This is a genomic window from Corynebacterium sp. AOP36-E1-14, from assembly GCF_052377495.1.
In the GTDB taxonomy this organism is placed as follows: Bacteria; Actinomycetota; Actinomycetes; order Mycobacteriales; family Mycobacteriaceae; genus Corynebacterium.
Genome location: NZ_JBQSWV010000011.1, coordinates 83,203 through 98,972 on the forward strand (window position 1 = coordinate 83,203; position 15,770 = coordinate 98,972).

Below are 15,770 nucleotides of genomic sequence, written 5' to 3' on the forward strand. Positions count from 1 at the left end.
GTGAATCACATTCATCCCGGTCCGGCGGTGCGGGGTCCGCAGGGTTTTGGGGGCGTGCTGCACGGGGTCGTAAGGTGGGGGACGTGGAAGACAGGGATATCAGGGACACCAGGGACACCGACGACACGGTCGACGCCGACAGCGCCGAGAACACCGGTGCCTCCGGTACCGCCGACGCCGACCTGAACCCCGGCAAGCTGCCCGCCGGCGCCTGGCGCGACATCGCCCTGTACGGCCTGGCCCGGGTGCTGGTGTTCGTGGTGCTGACGGTGGTCATCCAGTCGGTGGCGATCCTGATGGGGATGGGGCAGTCGTTCCCGCTGCTGATGAGCGCGCTGCTGGCCCTGATCGTGGCCCTGCCGCTGTCGATGTTCCTGTTCCGCAAGCTGCGGCTGCGTGTGAACGAGCAGATCGCGGTGCGCGACGCGGGTCGTCGGGCCCACAAGGAGCAGATGCGTGCCCAGCTCGAGGAGCGCCTCGACTGAGCGTGCCGCGCCGTGAAAGGCCCGGGCAGACAGCAACCCCGGAGGTTGGGTACGACCAACCTCCGGGATTGCTGTCTCTGGGGCCCGCCCAGGAACGGTCCCGGACCCGCCCGGGGCGTCAGCTCAGCAGCATCGCGATGAACATCGCCGCCGACCACACGAGCATCCCGCGGCCGGTCAGCCCCAGCACCGGGATCAGGTCCTTGCCCTGTGCACCCTTGACCACCGGTAGGGCGGCGACGAACAGCAACGGCACGGCGACGAGCGCGATGAGGGCGGCGATGCCTGCGGCGGACACCGCCACGGTCACCACCACCGACACCGCGACGAGCACCACGTAGAGCACCCGGGTCGCACGGTCGCCGAGGATCACCGCCAGCGTCGTCTTGCCGGCCTCCCTGTCGGTGGGGATGTCACGCAGGTTGTTGACCAGGTTCACCGAGGCCGACAGGCTGCCGACGCCGACCGCCAGCAGCAGTCCCACCCAGCTGACCGTGCCGGACTGGGTGAACTCCGTGCCGGTCACCGCCACCAGGCCGAAGAATACGAACACGGCGACCTCGCCCAGCCCCCGGTAGCCGTAGGGGTTCTTGCCGCCGGTGTAGAACCAGGCGCCGAGGATGCACAGTGCGCCGATGAGGATCAGCCACCAGGCCGACATCAGCGACAGGACGATACCGGCGACCCCGGCCACGGCGAAGCTGAGGAAGGCGGCGTACTTCACCCGCTCCGGCGGCACCAGGCCTGACCCGGTGAGCCGCAGTGGGCCGGTGCGGTCGTCGTCGGTGCCGCGGATACCGTCGGAGTAGTCGTTGGCGTAGTTCACACCGATGATCAGTGCCATGGCGACCACGCTGGCGAGTACCGCGCGGATCCAGGAGGCCTGTCCGTCGTACACGGCGGCGGCGGTGCCGGCGAGCACGGGGGCGACGGCGTTGGCCCAGGTGTGCGGGCGGGCTCCGGTCAGCCAGTCGCCGGCGGTGGCGGTGTTGTGGGACAAGTCGATCTCCTGACGGGCGCGTGCGTCACCGGTTGCTCCCGGTGTCTCTCAGCTCCTCAGCCTAGTCCGCATCTGCGCGTGCACGGCCCGCCGGTCGACCTTGCCTGGTCCGGTGGCCGGCAGGGCGGACGTGGTGAGGACGCGACGGGGGATGAGGTGGCCCGCGGTGCCGGACGCCTTCAGCGCGGCGCGTACCTCGTCGGTGAGTTCGGCCGCGGTGGCCTCGGACTCCACGAGTGCGACGACGGCCTCGCCGAGGTCGTCGTCAGCCAGGCCGACCACGCACGAGCGGTACCCGATGGCGGAGAGCACGGCCTCGACCTCTTCGGGGAGGATCTTCAGTCCGCCGCTGTTGAGTGCCCCGTCGGCGCGTCCGCGCACGGTGAGCACCCCGTCCTCCACCGCGCCGAGGTCACTGGTGCGGAAAGTGCCGGTGGCGGGGAAGGCGTCCTGCTCCGCCGCACCGTCGACGTTGCGGTAGCCGTCGGCGACGGTCGGCCCGCTCAGCAGGATGCGCCCGGAGGCCTCCTCGATGGTGGCGACGGTGCCGGGGATCGGTTCACCGTCGTAGACCACGCCGCCGGCGGTCTCTGAGGAGCCGTAGGTCAGCACGATCGGCACGCCTTCCTGCCTGCACCGTGCCACGAGCTCCGGCGAGGTCGCCGCCCCTCCGACGAGGATCGCGGCGTACTCGCGCAGCGCGGCGAGAGCGCGGGAAGTGTCGGTGCCGTCGGTGTCGTCGGTGCCGTCGAGCAGACGGTGCAGCTGCGTCGGCACCAGGGATGTGTGCAGGTTCTCCCCGGGATGGCGGTCGCGCAGGTCGGCGGTGGCGCGCACGAAGCCGGCCGCGGTGAACCGCCCGTCGTCGTCCATCACGGTGGGGGAGTGGCCGGCGTGCTGGCTGCGCAGGATCACCTGGAGACCGGCGATGTGGTGCGGCGGCAGGGCCAGGAGCCAGGGTCCGGGTGCGGTGCCGAAGCGTGCACGCAGGTAGGACGCCGTGGCGTCGGCGGAGGCCAGGAGGTTGGCCGCGCGCAGGCGCGCGCCTTTCGGCAGTCCGGTCGAGCCGGAGGTGCAGGCGATCAGCGTGCCCGGGGCCTCGTCGAGCGTGACGTCCGTGACGCGCATGGCGTCCTGCAGGTCCGTCGCCGCGCGGGCGTCGGGCGGGACGGGGAGGACGGCGCGGCGTCCGGCGAGCACGTCCTGCAGGACAGGCAGTGCGGCGGCGACGCTGGCGGTGTTCAGGGCGACGGGCAGTGCTTCGAGCTTCACTGCTCCAACGCTACGCCGCCGTGGTGCCCGCTCAGGCGAGCAGGCCGAAGGAGGCGACGTAGGAGCAGGCGGCGGACGCCTCGGCGTCGGTCGGGTGGCGGCCCTCCAGGGCGCGGAAGGTGTAGCGTACCTCGCGCGGGGTTGCCGGGGTGCGTCCCTCGTCAATGAGCAGGGCGAGGACGTCGGTCGAACCGGTGCCCACGCCCAGGTCGGACGGGGAGAACACGCGGGTGTTGGGGCCGGTGTCCTCGCGGCGCACGGTGCGCGGCAACGTCATGGTGCAGGATCCGGGCAGGACGCCGAGCACGGTGTTGTCGATGAAGGCCTGGTCTCCGGAACTGGGGCGGCGGTACCAGTCGAAGAGGCTGACCAGTCGCCGGGTGATGGATGTCGTGGACGGCACGGGATTCACTTCCTTCAGGCAGGTAACCGCCGTTGTGGCGGGGGAACAGAGGACGACGTTCGTCGATCTACCCAAGATGGTAGATGCAAACAATGGGAGACGTCAAGTATTATCTCTGTTTCTCCTGCGTGAAGGGGATGTTGCCCGTCCAGAATGTGACTGTGGCAGTGCCTGCCGTCAGTGCCCGCCGCCGGTGGTCGCCGTCCCGAAGACGTCCCAGCCGAAGGTGGAGTAGATGCGGCCCTGGGTGACCCACATCAGTCCGACCAGGATCGCCAGGGCGATGAGGGCGAAAATCACCATGGCGGCGGAGCGGCGCCACCCGGTGTTGTGGGTGACGGTGCTGTCGGCGCCGTCGGCGGCGGGCACCCAGAGGCGGATTCCCACGCCGAAGAGGATCGGCAGACCGGCGCCCAGCACGAGTCCGGCGATGGTGACCTGGAGCAGTGACTCGAGGATGGTCATGATCTAGTTCTCCTGGCTGGTCGGGTGTCCGGCGGAGGTGTCGAGCACGGAGGCGGGGTCGCCGCGTCCGATCCCCGGGTCCCCGGCAGCGTCGGTGGGGGCCGCGGCGGCGTCGGCGGAGCTTGCGCCGGAGCCGGCCAGGGCGTGGACGAGGGTGTCGTTGTCGGTGGCTGCGGGGGCCCCGGGCTCGGCAGCGTCAGCGGCGCTGGCGGCGTTGGTGGCGGCGGTAGCGTCCGCGGCGGTGGCGGCGTCCTCGGGGGACAGGCCGTGCTCGTCCCAGTCCTCGTTGACGTTGTCGGCGTGCACCGGCTGCTTACGCGCCTTGTACACGATCAGGCCCACACCGATGGCCAGGATCAGGAAGGAGAACAGCGAACCGACGGCCATCGAGGTGGCCTCGGCGACCAGGTTGGACGCCGACCACACCAGCCAGGACGCGGCGGCGGCGAGCGGCAGGGTGGTGACCCAGGCGATGGCCATGCGTCCGGCGACGCTCCAGCGGACCTTCGCACCGGGCTTGCCGACACCGGAGCCCAGGATCGAGCCGGTGGCCACGTGGGTGGTGGACAGCGCCATACCCATGTGCGCGGAGGTCAGGATGATCGCGGCCGAGGAGGTCTCGGCGGCCATGCCCTGCGGGGAGGTGATCTCCACCAGGCCCTTGCCCAGGGTGCGGATCACGCGCCAGCCGCCGGCGTAGGTGCCCGCGGCGATGGCGATGGCACAGCTCGCGGTGACCCAGAAGGGCATGTCCGCGGCGGCGTCCAGGTTCCCGCTGGCGACGAGGGCGAGGAAGATGACGCCCATCGTCTTCTGCGCGTCGGAGGTACCGTGCGCCAGGGCGACCAGGGAGGCGGAGCCGATCTGGCCGAGGCGGAAGAGGTTGTCGCGCTCGCCTTCACGGGTGCGACGGGTGAGCTTGAAGACCCCGGCGGTGCCGACGGCGGCGACCAGCCCGGCGATCACCGGGGCGGCCAGCGCCGGCACGATGATCTTCTGCAGGACGCCGTCCCACACCACGCCGGAGACGCCGAGGGCGGCGATCGCCGCGCCGATCAGGCCGCCGAACAGGGCGTGGGAGGAGCTGGAGGGGAGCCCGAAGAGCCAGGTGAACAGGTTCCAGAGGATGCCGCCGATGAGACCGGCGAAGACCACGAGCAGAAGCTTGTCGGCCTCCGCGACGACGCTGAGGTCGAAGTCCTCCAGGTTCACGATGCCGTTGGCGACGGTCTTGGCGACCTCCACGGAGAGGAACGCTCCGACGAGGTTCAGCAGGCCCGCGAGGGCGACGGCCGTCTTCGGCTTCAGGGCTTTGGTGGCGATGGAGGTGGCCATCGCGTTGGCGGTGTCGTGGAAACCGTTGGTGAAGTCGAACGCCAGGGCGGTCCCGATCACGAGCACGAGGATGAGAAGCTCAGTCACACCTAGAAATATCCCGCTTATCGGCGCAAACGTCTACTCCCCGGACGTCGACGGGGGTATTAAATGGGGGTATATCGTATTCACTTAAGCGGGTCGGACAGGCGGCATAACCGCAGGTCGTGGAAGTGGTCGTATTCACCGCGAATGACGGAACAGGTAAACAGTGGGTGAATTCAAGGGAAAATCGGAAAGTGTGCTACCGGAGTGACCTGCGGAATGAATCCGGGGCTGGACTGATCGTTGACCCCGCCCATCATCGCCCCTGTTCTCGCAGGACGCTGACCTCCGGCTCCCCGGATTCACATGTGGCACTCAGGTACCGGTGCCGGGCTGTGCCGTCCCCCGGCGGGCCCGGCGCCCCGTCAGTAGTAGTAGGGGAACTCGTCCCACCGCGGCGCCCGCTTCTTCAGGAAGGAGTCGCGGCCTTCCACGGCCTCGTCGGTCATGTACGCCAGGCGGGTGGCCTCCCCGGCGAAGACCTGCTGGCCCATGAGTCCGTCGTCGGGCAGGTTGAAGGCGAACTTCAGCATGCGCTGCGCCGTCGGGGACTTGCCGTTGATCTCGCGCGCCCACTGCACCGCGGTGTCCTCCAGCTCGATGTGGTCGGCGACCTCGTTGACCGCGCCCATCTGCATCATGCGCTCGGCGGAGTAGGAGCGTCCCAGGAAGAAGATCTCGCGGGCGTTCTTCTGACCGACCTGCTTGGCCAGGTAGGCCGAGCCGTAGCCGGCGTCGAAGGATCCCACGTCGGCGTCGGTCTGCTTGAACATGCCGTGCTCGCGCGAGGCGATGGTCAGGTCGCACACCACGTGCAGGCTGTGTCCGCCGCCGGCGGCCCAGCCGTTGACCACGGCGATGACGACCTTCGGCATCGTGCGGATCAACCGCTGCACCTCGAGGATGTGCAGGCGTCCGCCCTCGGCCTTGACGCGGGCCTCGTCGACCTTGTCCGCGGTGGCCTCGGTGACGTCACCGTCGTGCTCGGTGGCGTACTGGTAGCCGGAACGGCCGCGGATGCGCTGGTCGCCGCCGGAGCAGAACGCCCAGCCACCGTCCTTCGGGCTCGGCCCGTTGCCGGTCAGCAGGATCGTGCCCACGTCGGGGGAGCGCCGTGCGTGGTCGAGCGCGCGGTAGAGCTCGTCGACGGTGTGCGGTCGGAAGGCGTTGCGCACCTCGGGACGGTCGAAGGCGATGCGCACGATGCCGTTCTCGCGTCCTTCACCGGCGTGCCGGTGGTAGGTGATGTCGTCGAAGTCGAAGCCGGGGACCTCGCGCCACTGGGAAGGGTCAAAAGGATTGTCGCTCATGGGACCATCGTAGGGTGTGGTCATGCTGCCTCACGCCCTTCCGTCCCTTTCCGAGCTCAGCGACCGGGCCCGCGTGGTCACCTGCCCGCTGCGTGTGCCCTTCCGCGGCGTCACCGAGCGCGAGCTGATGCTCCTCGAGGCACCGTCCGGCTGGGTCGAGTGGTCGCCGTTCCTGGAGTACGGGGCCCCGGAGGCCTCCCGCTGGCTGCGCAGCGCCGTGGAGCTCGGCTGGGGTGAGGTGGCCGCGCCCACCACGGGGTCAGTGGAGGTCAACGCCACGATCCCCGCGGTGGACGTCTCGGTCGACCCGGAGGCCGTGCCGCGCTTGCTGGAGCGTTACCCCGGGTGCACCACCGTGAAGGTGAAGGTCGCCGAGAAGGGACAGACGCTGGAGGACGACCTGGCGCGGGTGCGCGCCGTGCGTGAGGCGCGTCCCGGCATCGCCGTGCGGGTCGACGCCAACGCCGGCTGGACCGTGGACGAGGCCTTCGAGGCCGCGACCGCGCTGACCGACCCCTCGCGCGGCGGCGGGCCCCTGGACTACGTGGAGCAGCCGTGCGCCACCGTCGCCGAGCTCGCCGAACTGCGCAAGCGCCTCGGCTCGCGCGGCATGATGGTGCGCGTCGCCGCCGACGAACTCATCCGCAAGTCCACCGACTCGATGGCCGCGGTGCAGGCCGGGGCCTGCGACGTGGCCGTGCTCAAGGCCGCGCCGCTGGGCGGGGTGTCGCAGGTCCGCGCGATCGCCGAGGAGGTCGGATGCTTCGGCGTGGCCGTCACCGTGTCCTCCGCCCTGGAGTCCGGGGTGGGCATGTACGCCGGCATCCTCGCGGCGGCGACGCTGCCGGGCTACACCGACGACGACGAGATGACTGTCGTCCCGCAGGCCGCGGGCCTGGCCACTGGCTCGCTGTACGCCGAGGACATCTGCGCGCCGCGCCAGATCGTGGACGGACGCCTCGCCGTGGAACCGCTGACGCCCGACGCCGACCGGCTCGACGCCCTGGCGTCCTCCGCCGAGCGCCGCGACTGGTGGTTCGAGCGCCTCGCGGCGTCCTACCGGCACCTGGGGTGAGCCGTAGCGAGGTCGGCCCACCCCGCGCCTTCGGCTATAAAGGGGCCAATGAGCGACAGCCACGACACCATCCACGTCCGGGGTGCCCGGGCGAACAACCTCAAGAACATCGACGTCGACCTGCCCAAGCGCAAGCTCACCGTGGTCACCGGCGTCTCCGGGTCCGGTAAGTCCTCGCTGGTGTTCGGTACCGTCGCCGCGGAGTCGCGCCGGCTGATCGACGAGACCTACAGCGCGTTCATCCAGGGCTTCATGCCCAGCCTGCCGCGACCGGACGTGGACGTCCTGGAGAACCTCTCGCCGGCGATCATCATCGACCAGGAACGCATGGGCGCGAACTCACGCTCCACCGTCGGCACCGCCACCGACGCGTCCTCCCTGGTGCGGCTGCTGTTCAGCCGCCTGTCGCAGCCGTACGTCGGCGCGTCCGGCCACTTCTCCTTCAACCTGCCCGAGGGCTGGTGCCCGACTTGTGAGGGCACCGGCGTGGGCGCCACGCTGGACCTGTCGGCATTCCTCGACGAGTCGAAGTCGCTGAACGAGGGCGCGATCGACGCGCCGGGCTTCGGCGTGGGGGACTGGTACTGGTCGTCCTACGCGAAGAACCCGCGCCTGGACCCGGACGTCCCGGTCGCCGACTTCACCGAGGAGCAGCGCGAGTTCTTCCTGTACGCCCCGGCGCAGAAGATCAAGGTCCCGAAGGAAGACAAGGACGCCAACGGCGGATTCTCCACCCTGAGCTACGACGGGCTGGTCACCCGCATCCGCCGCCTGTGGATCGACCGCGACACCCCGCCGAAGCAGAAGCAGATCGTGAACTTCGTGGAGCGCATCAGCACCACCGGCCCGTGTCCGGACTGCCACGGCACCCGCCTCAAGGAGGCGTCGCGCACGGCCACCGTCGCCGGATGCACCATCGGCGAGTGGAACTCCACGCAGGTCACAGAGCTCCGCGAGCTCGTGCTGGCGCTGGACGCCGAACCCTCGGTGGCACCCGTGCGCACCAACCTGCTCGGCATGCTCGACAACCTGGTGGACGTGGGCCTGGGCTACCTCAGCCTCGACCGCCCGGCGGGCACCCTGTCCGGCGGTGAGGCGCAGCGGGTGAAGATGATCCGCCACCTCGGGTCGTCCTTGTCGGACGTCACGTACGTCTTCGACGAGCCGACCATCGGGCTGCACCCGCACGACATCGACCGGATGATCGACCTGCTGCGCCGCATCCGCGACAAGGGCAACACCGTGCTCGTCGTCGAGCACAAACCCGAGGTCATCGCCGCCGCCGACCACGTGGTCGACGTCGGTCCGGGCTCCGGCGACGCCGGCGGCGAGATCGTGTTCGCCGGCACCTACGAGGGTCTGCGCGGGGCGGACACCGTCACCGCGCGCTCCCTGGAGCGCGGCGTGAGCCTGCGCGGACACGTGCGCGAGGCCACCGGCACGATCGCGCTGCAGCACGTCAACGACAACAACCTGAAGGACGTCTCGGTCGACGTGCCCCTCGGCGTGCTCACCGTGGTCACCGGCGTGGCGGGGTCGGGCAAGTCCTCGCTGGTGCACGGCGGGCTGACCGGCAGGGACGGGGTCACGGTGGTGGACCAGTCCGGGATCCGCGGCTCGCGCCGCTCCACCCCGGCGACCTACACCGGTCTGCTCGACGACGTGCGCAAGCTCTTCGCCCGGGCGAACAAGGCCGCCGGGGCGACACCGGCGCACTTCAGTCCGAACTCCGAGGGCGCGTGCCCGGTGTGCAACGGCCTCGGCGTGGTCTACACCGACCTGGCGATCATGGCGGGGGTGTCCACCCCGTGCGAGGAGTGCGGGGGACGCCGCTTCCGACCGGAGGTCCTGGAGTTCACCCTGGCCGGACGCACCATCAGCGACGTACTGGACATGACGGTGCGGGCCGCCCGCGAGTTCTTCGCCGGGGAGGTGAAGGCCAGTGCGGGTTCGCGCAACGTGGTGGCGGTGCTGGAGCGCCTGGCCCAGGTGGGGCTGGGGTACCTGCGCCTCGGTCAGCCGTTGAACACCCTGTCCGGCGGCGAGCGGCAGCGTCTGAAGCTCGCGGCGAAGATCGGTGAGGGGCTCAAGGGTGTGGACGGAGACACGTCATCGTGCTCGACGAGCCGACCTCGGGCCTGCACCTGGCGGACACCGGCACGCTGGTCACGATGATGCAGTCGCTGGTCGACGACGGCTACAGCCTCGTCGTCATCGAGCACAACATGGCGGTGATGGCGCAGGCCGACCACATCATCGACGTCGGCCCCGGGGCTGGCCACGAGGGTGGGCAGGTGGTGTTCACCGGCACGCCGGCGGAGCTGGTGGATGCGACGACCCTCACCGGACGCCACCTCGCCCGCGCGGTGGGCAGGTAGGTCCGGCTGTGGTCGCGGCGAGGTCGACAGGTAGCGTCAGAGGGTGTGACTGACCTGATCGACACCCCCAACCACAGCGGCGACAACGGTAGCGACCACACGGGCGCCGCGCATCTGGCCCCGGCGACCCGCGTCGCGGCGGTCGTCGTGGACGCCCTCATCGCCAACGGGGTGCGCGAGGCGGTGGTCTGCCCGGGGTCCAGGTCGGCGCCGTTGGCGTTGGCCTTCGCCGAGGCGGACCGGCGTCACCGGCTGCGCCTGCACGTGCGCACGGACGAGCGGTCGGCGTCCTTCCTGGCGTTGGGCCTGGCCAAGCGCTCGGGACGGGCGGTGCCGGTGGTGATGACCTCCGGGTCGGCGGTGGCGAACTGCATGCCGGCGATGGTGGAGGCCACCGCCGCCGGGGTGCCGTTGATCGTTTTGTCGGCGAACCGGCCGTGGGAGATGCTGGGCTCGGGGGCGAACCAGACCATCGACCAGTTCGGCATCTTCGGCAGCCACGCCGTGGAGGCCGTCGGCATCGACGCCGCCGTCCGTGGCTCTGAGGGGGACGCGCAGGACGCCGCATCCGCCGACGCCACCGTGCGCGACCGGGTGGCCCACGCCGTCTTGCACGCCATGGGCCCGGTCGGGGCCGGCGGCGTGCAGGTCGACGTCCCCTTCGCCGAGCCCCTGGTCCCCGCCACCACGGCGGACGTGACCCTCGCCGCGACGCTCGCCGGCAGCGAGCGGAGCGTCCCGGACCGGCTGCGCACCCCGCACGACCCGGCGGCGACGGTGGACCTGTCGCTGCGCACCCTGGTGGTCACCGGTGATGTGCGTGACCGCGTCTGGGCGCAGGAGGTCCTCGACGAGCTCGCGGGTGTGCCGACCATCGCCGAGCCCGGCAGCCCCGCCCCGGACACCCCGGTGCACCCGGCCGCCGCGGGCCTGTTCGCCGCCGAGATCGGCGCGGGCGTCGGCGACGGCGACTACCGGGCGCAGATGCGTCCGGAGCAGATCGTCCTCGTCGGACGTCCCACGCTGCACCGCGGCACCGCCCGGCTGCTGGCGGACCCGGCGATCCGGGTCGTGCCGGTCTCCGACCGTCCCACCGCCCCGAGTGTGGGACGTTCCGACGTCGACACCGCCGCACCGTTCCGTGGGGTGCGCGTCACCGGTGAGCACCCGCGCGGCTGGCTGCGCACCTGCGCCGCCGCCGGCGAGGTCGCCGCCACGGCGGTGCGTGAGGAGATCGCCGCCGGTGAGTTCACCGGCCTGCACGTCGCCGCCGCGGTGACGGACAGCCTGTCGGACGGGGACGCAGTGGTGCTCGGGGCGTCCTCCGCCGTGCGCGACGCCTCACTGACCGGCCTGCCGTTCCCCGGCGTGCACGTGGTGACCAACCGCGGTGCCGCCGGCATCGACGGCACCGTGTCCACGGCCGTGGGTGTGGCCCTGGCGCACGCCTCGGCGGAACCGGACCTGATGCGTGCACCGCGCACCGTGGCTCTGATGGGTGACCTGACGTTCCTGCACGACGTCAACGGCCTGTCGGTGGGCCCGGGCGAACCGCGCCCGGAGAACCTGGTGATCGTGGTGTCCAACGACGACGGCGGCGCGATCTTCGAGACCCTCGAGGTCGGCGTACCGGGGCTGCGCGAGTTCGAGGACGGCGTGTCCGCCTTCGACCGGGTGGTGGGCACGCCCACCGGCGCGGACCTGGAGGCGCTGTGCGACGGCTACAACGTGGCGCACCGGCGCGTGACGAACATCAACGAACTGGCCCTGGCGCTGGAGGACCACGCCGAGGGCGCCGGTGGCATGCTCGTCGTCGAGGCCGCGGTGACACGCGCCCCGCGCGAGCGCATGCACCGTCAGCTCACGGAGAAGACCACTGTCACCCCGGCGACGCCGGCACAGGAGGGGTGACGCCGTGGTTTCCCGCCCGTCGTTCCTGAGCTCCGTGGAGGCGCTGCGCCCCTCGCGGGCGACCGTGCACCGCCGCCTGGTGCAGACGATCCTCGCGCTGGCGGTGCTGGCCACCGCGGTCAGCGGTATGCTGGTCGTCAACGCCGCGATCGGCGACGCGAAGATCGCCCGCGACCGCGGTGTGGCCGTGGCCGACGTCCTCGGCGGCGGGAACACCACCGTGGTGCGCTACCGCGACGACGCCGGGGTCTACCACCAGCCGGACCGGGGGCTGAAGTACCCGACCGGCCTGTCGCAGGGCGACCGGGTGTACGTGGACTACCAGCGCTCCGACCCCGACAACGTGAAGGTCCAGGGCCGCGGGTGGACGCTGTCGATCGTGCCCGCCCTGTCGGTGTGGCTGGTGTCGATGGTCGTGGTCGGGCTGCTGTTCGGCGTGGAACGGCTGTGGTGGCGGCGGGGGAAGAACGGGCGGGACGCGGCGATCGACTAGGCTTGGTCAGCGTGTCACGAGCCAGCCTGGAGAAGAACCCGTCCGACGTCGCCCGCATGTTCGACGCCGTCGGAAAGAACTACGACCTGACCAACACGGTGCTCTCCTTCGGGCAGGACCGTCTGTGGCGTAAGCGCACGCGTCGCCGCCTCGACCTGGCGCCGGGCGACAAGGTGCTGGACCTGGCGGCGGGCACGGCGGTGTCCACCGTGGAGCTCTCCGAGTCCGGCGCATGGTGCGTGGCCTGCGACTTCTCGCACGGCATGTTGGCCGCCGGGGCGGACCGCGACGTGCCGAAGGTCTGCGGCGACGGCATGAACCTGCCGTTCCCGGACAACACCTTCGACGCGGTCACCATCAGCTTCGGGCTGCGCAACATCGTCGACCCTGCCGCCGGGCTGCGGGAGATGGCGCGGGTGACGAAGCCTGGTGGGCGTCTCACGGTGTGCGAGTTCTCCACCCCGGTGGTCCCGGTGTTCCGCACCGTGTACATGGAGTACCTGATGCGTGCGCTGCCGGCGGTGGCCCGTGCGGTGTCCTCCAACGCGGAGGCCTACGTGTACCTCGCGGAGTCCATCCGCGCCTGGCCGGACCAGGAGGCCCTGGCCGCGCTGGTCAACGACTCCGGCTGGCAGGGTTGCGGCTGGCAGAACCTCACCTTCGGCATCACCGCGATGCACAGCGCCACCAAGCCGAACTGAGCGCTGGCGCGGCGCTCACGCCCCGAACAGGGGACGTGACTCCGCGTGCCAGAAGCGGTCGTGGGCGCTGCTGAGGCGTCCGGCACCGAGCCAGAGCCGGGCGGTGAGGTCGCGGTCCTCGGGGGTCACGAGGTTTCCCATCAGGCGTGCGGCCGAGCCCATGAGCCGGTCGGCGACCGGCCCGCGCATCCCCAACGGCCCCACCGCGGAGAGCAGGCCGGGCATGGTCAGCAGGGTCGCGGCGCGTCGGGCCAGGGAGAAGGCGTCGCCGTAGCGGGCGCGCAGGTGCTCGGGCCAGATGTAGCGCAGACCGTCGGACGTCCCGTCGGCCGCCGCGAGCATGTCGACGAGGTCCACGCCCGACTCCAGGGAGTAGTCGATGCCCTCCCCGTTGAGCGGGTTGACCAGCGCGGCGGTGTCACCGACGGCGGCCCAGTTCACCCCGGAGACCCGGGTGACCGCCCCGCCCATCGGCAGCAGTGCGCTGGCGACGTGCGTCGGTGCGCCGAGGCCCCACTCCTCTTCACACTGCGCGGCGTAGGACGCCAGCAGCTTGCGCACGTTCACCTTCGCCGGACGCCGTGAGGTCGACAGTGCCCCGCACCCCAGGTTCACCGCCGGGCCGTGCTCGCCGTCGGCGCCGAGCGGGAAGATCCAGCCGTAGCCGGGCTGCGCCACGCCGTCGGCGTCGCGTAGCTCCAGGTGCGAGTGGATCCACGGTTCGTCGCTGTAGGGGGAGGGACAGTAGGACCGTGCCGCCACACCGTGGACGAGCCCGCGCAGCCACTGCAGGCCCAGCGTCCTGGCCAGTCCGCTGCGCACGCCCTCGGCGAGGACGAGGTAGCGGCAGTGCACGGCGGAGCCGTCGGCGAGACGCACGGCGCGTACCCGGCGGGCGCCGGCCACCAGGTCGGTCTCCACGTCCACCGCCTTCGCGGTCAGTCGACGCGCGCCGGACGCCACGGCGAGGTCCACCAGTGCGTTGTCCAGGTCGGTGCGGGCCACGGCGGTGCCGCGGGCGGGGAACTCCGGGTGGTCGGGCCAGGGGGCGGTGACCGATCCGCCGAAGCCGTGCAGTTTCAGGCCGCGGATCTCGGGGCGTCCTGCCGCGGGGGCGACGAGGTCACCGGCGCCGAGCGCCTCCAGGGCGTGGACGGCGCGCGGGGTGAGTCCGTCGCCGCAGGTCTTGTCGCGGGGGAAGTCCTGCATGTCGAGCAGCAGGACGTCGCGGCCGGCGACGGCGGCGCGGTGTGCGGCGGCGGATCCTGCCGGGCCCGCACCGACGACGAGAACTTCGCACTGTATGTCATTCATCGTCGACTATTCTGGCACGGTGTCGTGGGTGGAGGTCATTGGCACAGGTGTCGGCACGGGTGGCGGCGCAGGTGTCCGTCTGGGTCCGTGCCGAGGTGCTGGTCTACAGTAGCGTGGAGCAAGATTACCCAGAGAAGACGTTTGACGGACAGAGGCTACGTAATTCATGGCAAGCACTAACTCGGATGTGCGGGTGGGGCTCGACCTCGGTGACGAGTACCTGAACACCGCTGTCCCGGACGGCCTGGCGCGTGTGGAGGCCAGGCTCCGCGAGGTCCTGTCGTCCGGGGAGAGCTTCCTCACCGACAAGATCAGTCACCTCGCGGTCTCCGGTGGAAAGCGCTTCCGTCCGATGTTCGCCCTGCTGGCGGGACAGTACGGGCAGGACCGGGAACTCACCGACACGGTGACCGACGCCGCTGTGGTCGTCGAGCTCACCCACCTCGCCACGCTGTACCACGATGACGTGATGGACGAGGCCGAGCGCCGTCGCGGCGCACCGAGCGCCAACGCCCGCTGGTCGAACTCCGTGGCCATCCTCGCCGGCGACTACATCTTCGCCGTCGCCTCCGGACTGATGGCGGACCTCGGCACCGACACCGTCCGGCACTTCGCCGACACCTTCGGTGAGCTCGTCACCGGCCAGATGCGCGAGACCATCGGGCCGGACGGTGAAGAGGACGAGATCGAGCACTACATGCAGGTCATCCAGGAGAAGACCGGTGTGCTCATCGCCTCGGCCGGCTACCTGGGGGCGCTGCACTCCGGGGCGTCCGCCGAGCACCGCGACGCGCTGTTCCGGTTCGGCCGCCACCTGGGCCAGGTGTTCCAGATCGTGGACGACATCATCGACATCTGGTCCGACCCCGAGGAGTCCGGCAAGACCCCCGGCACGGACCTGCGCGAGGGCGTGTTCACCCTGCCGGTGCTCTACGCCATGCGTGAACAGACCGAGGGTGGGGCGCGCCTGCGTGAACTGCTCACCGGGCCCGTGACCGACGATGCCTTGGTCGACGAGGCCCTGACCCTGATCCGGGCGTCCAACGGGCGTGAGCGCGCCCTGGAGGACGTGCGGCGCTACCGCGGGCTGGGCGAGGACGAGCTGGCGCAGCTGCCGGCGCTCCCGGCGACGGGCGCGCTGCGCAACCTCATGGACTACTCGCTGGAACGTCTGGGATAGCCTCGCTGACCAGCTGATTTGCCTGAACCGTGTGAGGTCGTAGTAGGGTATCCATCGCACCGTGAGGTGCACGCCAGGTTGCCCGAGCGGCCAAAGGGAGCGGACTGTAAATCCGCCGGCATTGCCTTCAAAGGTTCGAATCCTTTACCTGGCACAACATGGTACGTCGAGTACCGCGAACCGCCCGTGGAGTGGAGACACTCCCCGGGCGGTTTTCGCGTGCGTGGGGTCGAGGCCTCAGCATCGGGTTGATGGGGGTAATGGTCAGGATGTGTGTCTGCCTCGGGCGCGTCATGACGAAGGCTCAGCCCGTCCCGACCTGCAGGCGACCGGGTCGTACGGGTCAAGTCCCGGGAAGCGGTGG

13 protein-coding genes, 1 tRNA gene and 1 pseudogene are annotated in these 15,770 nt (G+C 70.7%); 8 read left to right on the forward strand and 7 right to left on the reverse strand.

Features of this window, described 5'->3' with window-relative positions:
• Positions 1-83 precede the first annotated feature (83 nt).
• On the forward strand, positions 84-485 hold the full coding sequence (locus ACT3TD_RS07120; protein WP_441578925.1) for a DUF4229 domain-containing protein: 402 nt from the start codon (positions 84-86) through the stop codon (positions 483-485).
• Positions 486-603: 118 nt separating this feature from the next.
• Here the strand turns inward: ACT3TD_RS07120 and ACT3TD_RS07125 are convergent, their stop codons facing one another.
• The 6 genes from ACT3TD_RS07125 to ACT3TD_RS07150 form a co-directional block, all read right to left on the reverse strand.
• A complete protein-coding gene (locus ACT3TD_RS07125) occupies positions 604-1,485 on the reverse strand; it encodes a 1,4-dihydroxy-2-naphthoate polyprenyltransferase (RefSeq protein ID WP_441578926.1) in 882 nt (293 codons plus the stop codon).
• A 48-nt stretch (positions 1,486-1,533) separates the two neighbouring features.
• On the reverse strand, positions 1,534-2,757 hold the full coding sequence (locus tag ACT3TD_RS07130; RefSeq protein ID WP_441578927.1) for an AMP-binding protein: 1,224 nt from the start codon (positions 2,755-2,757) through the stop codon (positions 1,534-1,536).
• A gap of 31 nt (positions 2,758-2,788) precedes the next feature.
• Positions 2,789-3,160 carry a hypothetical protein gene (locus ACT3TD_RS07135; RefSeq protein WP_301442305.1) on the reverse strand — a complete coding sequence of 124 codons (372 nt, stop codon included), beginning with the start codon at positions 3,158-3,160 and terminating at the stop codon, positions 2,789-2,791.
• 177 nt (positions 3,161-3,337) lie between these two features.
• Entirely contained in the window at positions 3,338-3,625 is a 288-nt protein-coding gene (locus ACT3TD_RS07140; protein WP_301442304.1) for a hypothetical protein, read from the reverse strand.
• Positions 3,626-3,628: 3 nt separating this feature from the next.
• Positions 3,629-5,047 carry an inorganic phosphate transporter gene (locus ACT3TD_RS07145; RefSeq protein WP_301442303.1) on the reverse strand — a complete coding sequence of 473 codons (1,419 nt, stop codon included), beginning with the start codon at positions 5,045-5,047 and terminating at the stop codon, positions 3,629-3,631.
• A gap of 362 nt (positions 5,048-5,409) precedes the next feature.
• The gene (locus ACT3TD_RS07150; RefSeq protein WP_301442302.1) at positions 5,410-6,354 is read right to left on the reverse strand and encodes a 1,4-dihydroxy-2-naphthoyl-CoA synthase; all 945 of its coding nucleotides are present in this window, start codon (positions 6,352-6,354) and stop codon (positions 5,410-5,412) included.
• A gap of 22 nt (positions 6,355-6,376) precedes the next feature.
• Between ACT3TD_RS07150 and ACT3TD_RS07155 the strand changes: the two genes are divergently transcribed.
• The 5 genes and pseudogenes from ACT3TD_RS07155 (at position 6,377) to ACT3TD_RS07175 (ending at position 12,912) form a co-directional block, all read left to right on the forward strand.
• Entirely contained in the window at positions 6,377-7,429 is a 1,053-nt protein-coding gene (locus ACT3TD_RS07155) for an o-succinylbenzoate synthase (protein WP_441578928.1), read from the forward strand.
• Positions 7,430-7,477: 48 nt separating this feature from the next.
• Positions 7,478-9,807: pseudogene (locus tag ACT3TD_RS07160) on the forward strand (excinuclease ABC subunit UvrA).
• A 45-nt stretch (positions 9,808-9,852) separates the two neighbouring features.
• Positions 9,853-11,718: a 2-succinyl-5-enolpyruvyl-6-hydroxy-3-cyclohexene-1-carboxylic-acid synthase gene (menD, locus tag ACT3TD_RS07165; protein WP_441578929.1), complete on the forward strand. Its 1,866-nt coding sequence runs from the start codon at positions 9,853-9,855 to the stop codon at positions 11,716-11,718.
• Positions 11,719-11,722: 4 nt separating this feature from the next.
• Entirely contained in the window at positions 11,723-12,211 is a 489-nt protein-coding gene (locus tag ACT3TD_RS07170; protein ID WP_441578930.1) for a DUF3592 domain-containing protein, read from the forward strand.
• Between the two features lie 11 nt (positions 12,212-12,222).
• Positions 12,223-12,912, forward strand: coding sequence for a demethylmenaquinone methyltransferase (locus ACT3TD_RS07175; protein WP_441578931.1), 690 nt, complete (start codon positions 12,223-12,225; stop codon positions 12,910-12,912).
• 15 nt (positions 12,913-12,927) lie between these two features.
• Here ACT3TD_RS07175 and ACT3TD_RS07180 read toward each other — a convergent pair whose 3' ends face one another.
• Positions 12,928-14,226 (reverse strand): geranylgeranyl reductase family protein, encoded by a 1,299-nt coding sequence (locus ACT3TD_RS07180; protein ID WP_441578932.1) that lies wholly within the window; start codon positions 14,224-14,226, stop codon positions 12,928-12,930.
• 166 nt (positions 14,227-14,392) lie between these two features.
• Here ACT3TD_RS07180 and ACT3TD_RS07185 point away from each other — a divergent pair, with 166 nt between their 5' ends.
• On the forward strand, positions 14,393-15,406 hold the full coding sequence (locus ACT3TD_RS07185) for a polyprenyl synthetase family protein (RefSeq protein ID WP_301442296.1): 1,014 nt from the start codon (positions 14,393-14,395) through the stop codon (positions 15,404-15,406).
• Positions 15,407-15,478: 72 nt separating this feature from the next.
• Positions 15,479-15,560 (forward strand) — tRNA-Tyr (locus tag ACT3TD_RS07190).
• Positions 15,561-15,770: the final 210 nt, after the last annotated feature.

What these genes read in the sequence shown, in the direction of transcription:
- ACT3TD_RS07140 (WP_301442304.1), bottom strand. Translation starts at nt 3,625, where the DNA reads ATGACCATCCTCGAGTCACTGCTCCAGGTCACCATCGCCGGACTCGTG.
- ACT3TD_RS07150 (WP_301442302.1), bottom strand. Translation starts at nt 6,354, where the DNA reads ATGAGCGACAATCCTTTTGACCCTTCCCAGTGGCGCGAGGTCCCCGGC.
- ACT3TD_RS07155 (WP_441578928.1), top strand. Translation starts at nt 6,377, where the DNA reads ATGCTGCCTCACGCCCTTCCGTCCCTTTCCGAGCTCAGCGACCGGGCC.
- ACT3TD_RS07180 (WP_441578932.1), bottom strand. Translation starts at nt 14,226, where the DNA reads ATGAATGACATACAGTGCGAAGTTCTCGTCGTCGGTGCGGGCCCGGCA.
- ACT3TD_RS07185 (WP_301442296.1), top strand. Translation starts at nt 14,393, where the DNA reads ATGGCAAGCACTAACTCGGATGTGCGGGTGGGGCTCGACCTCGGTGAC.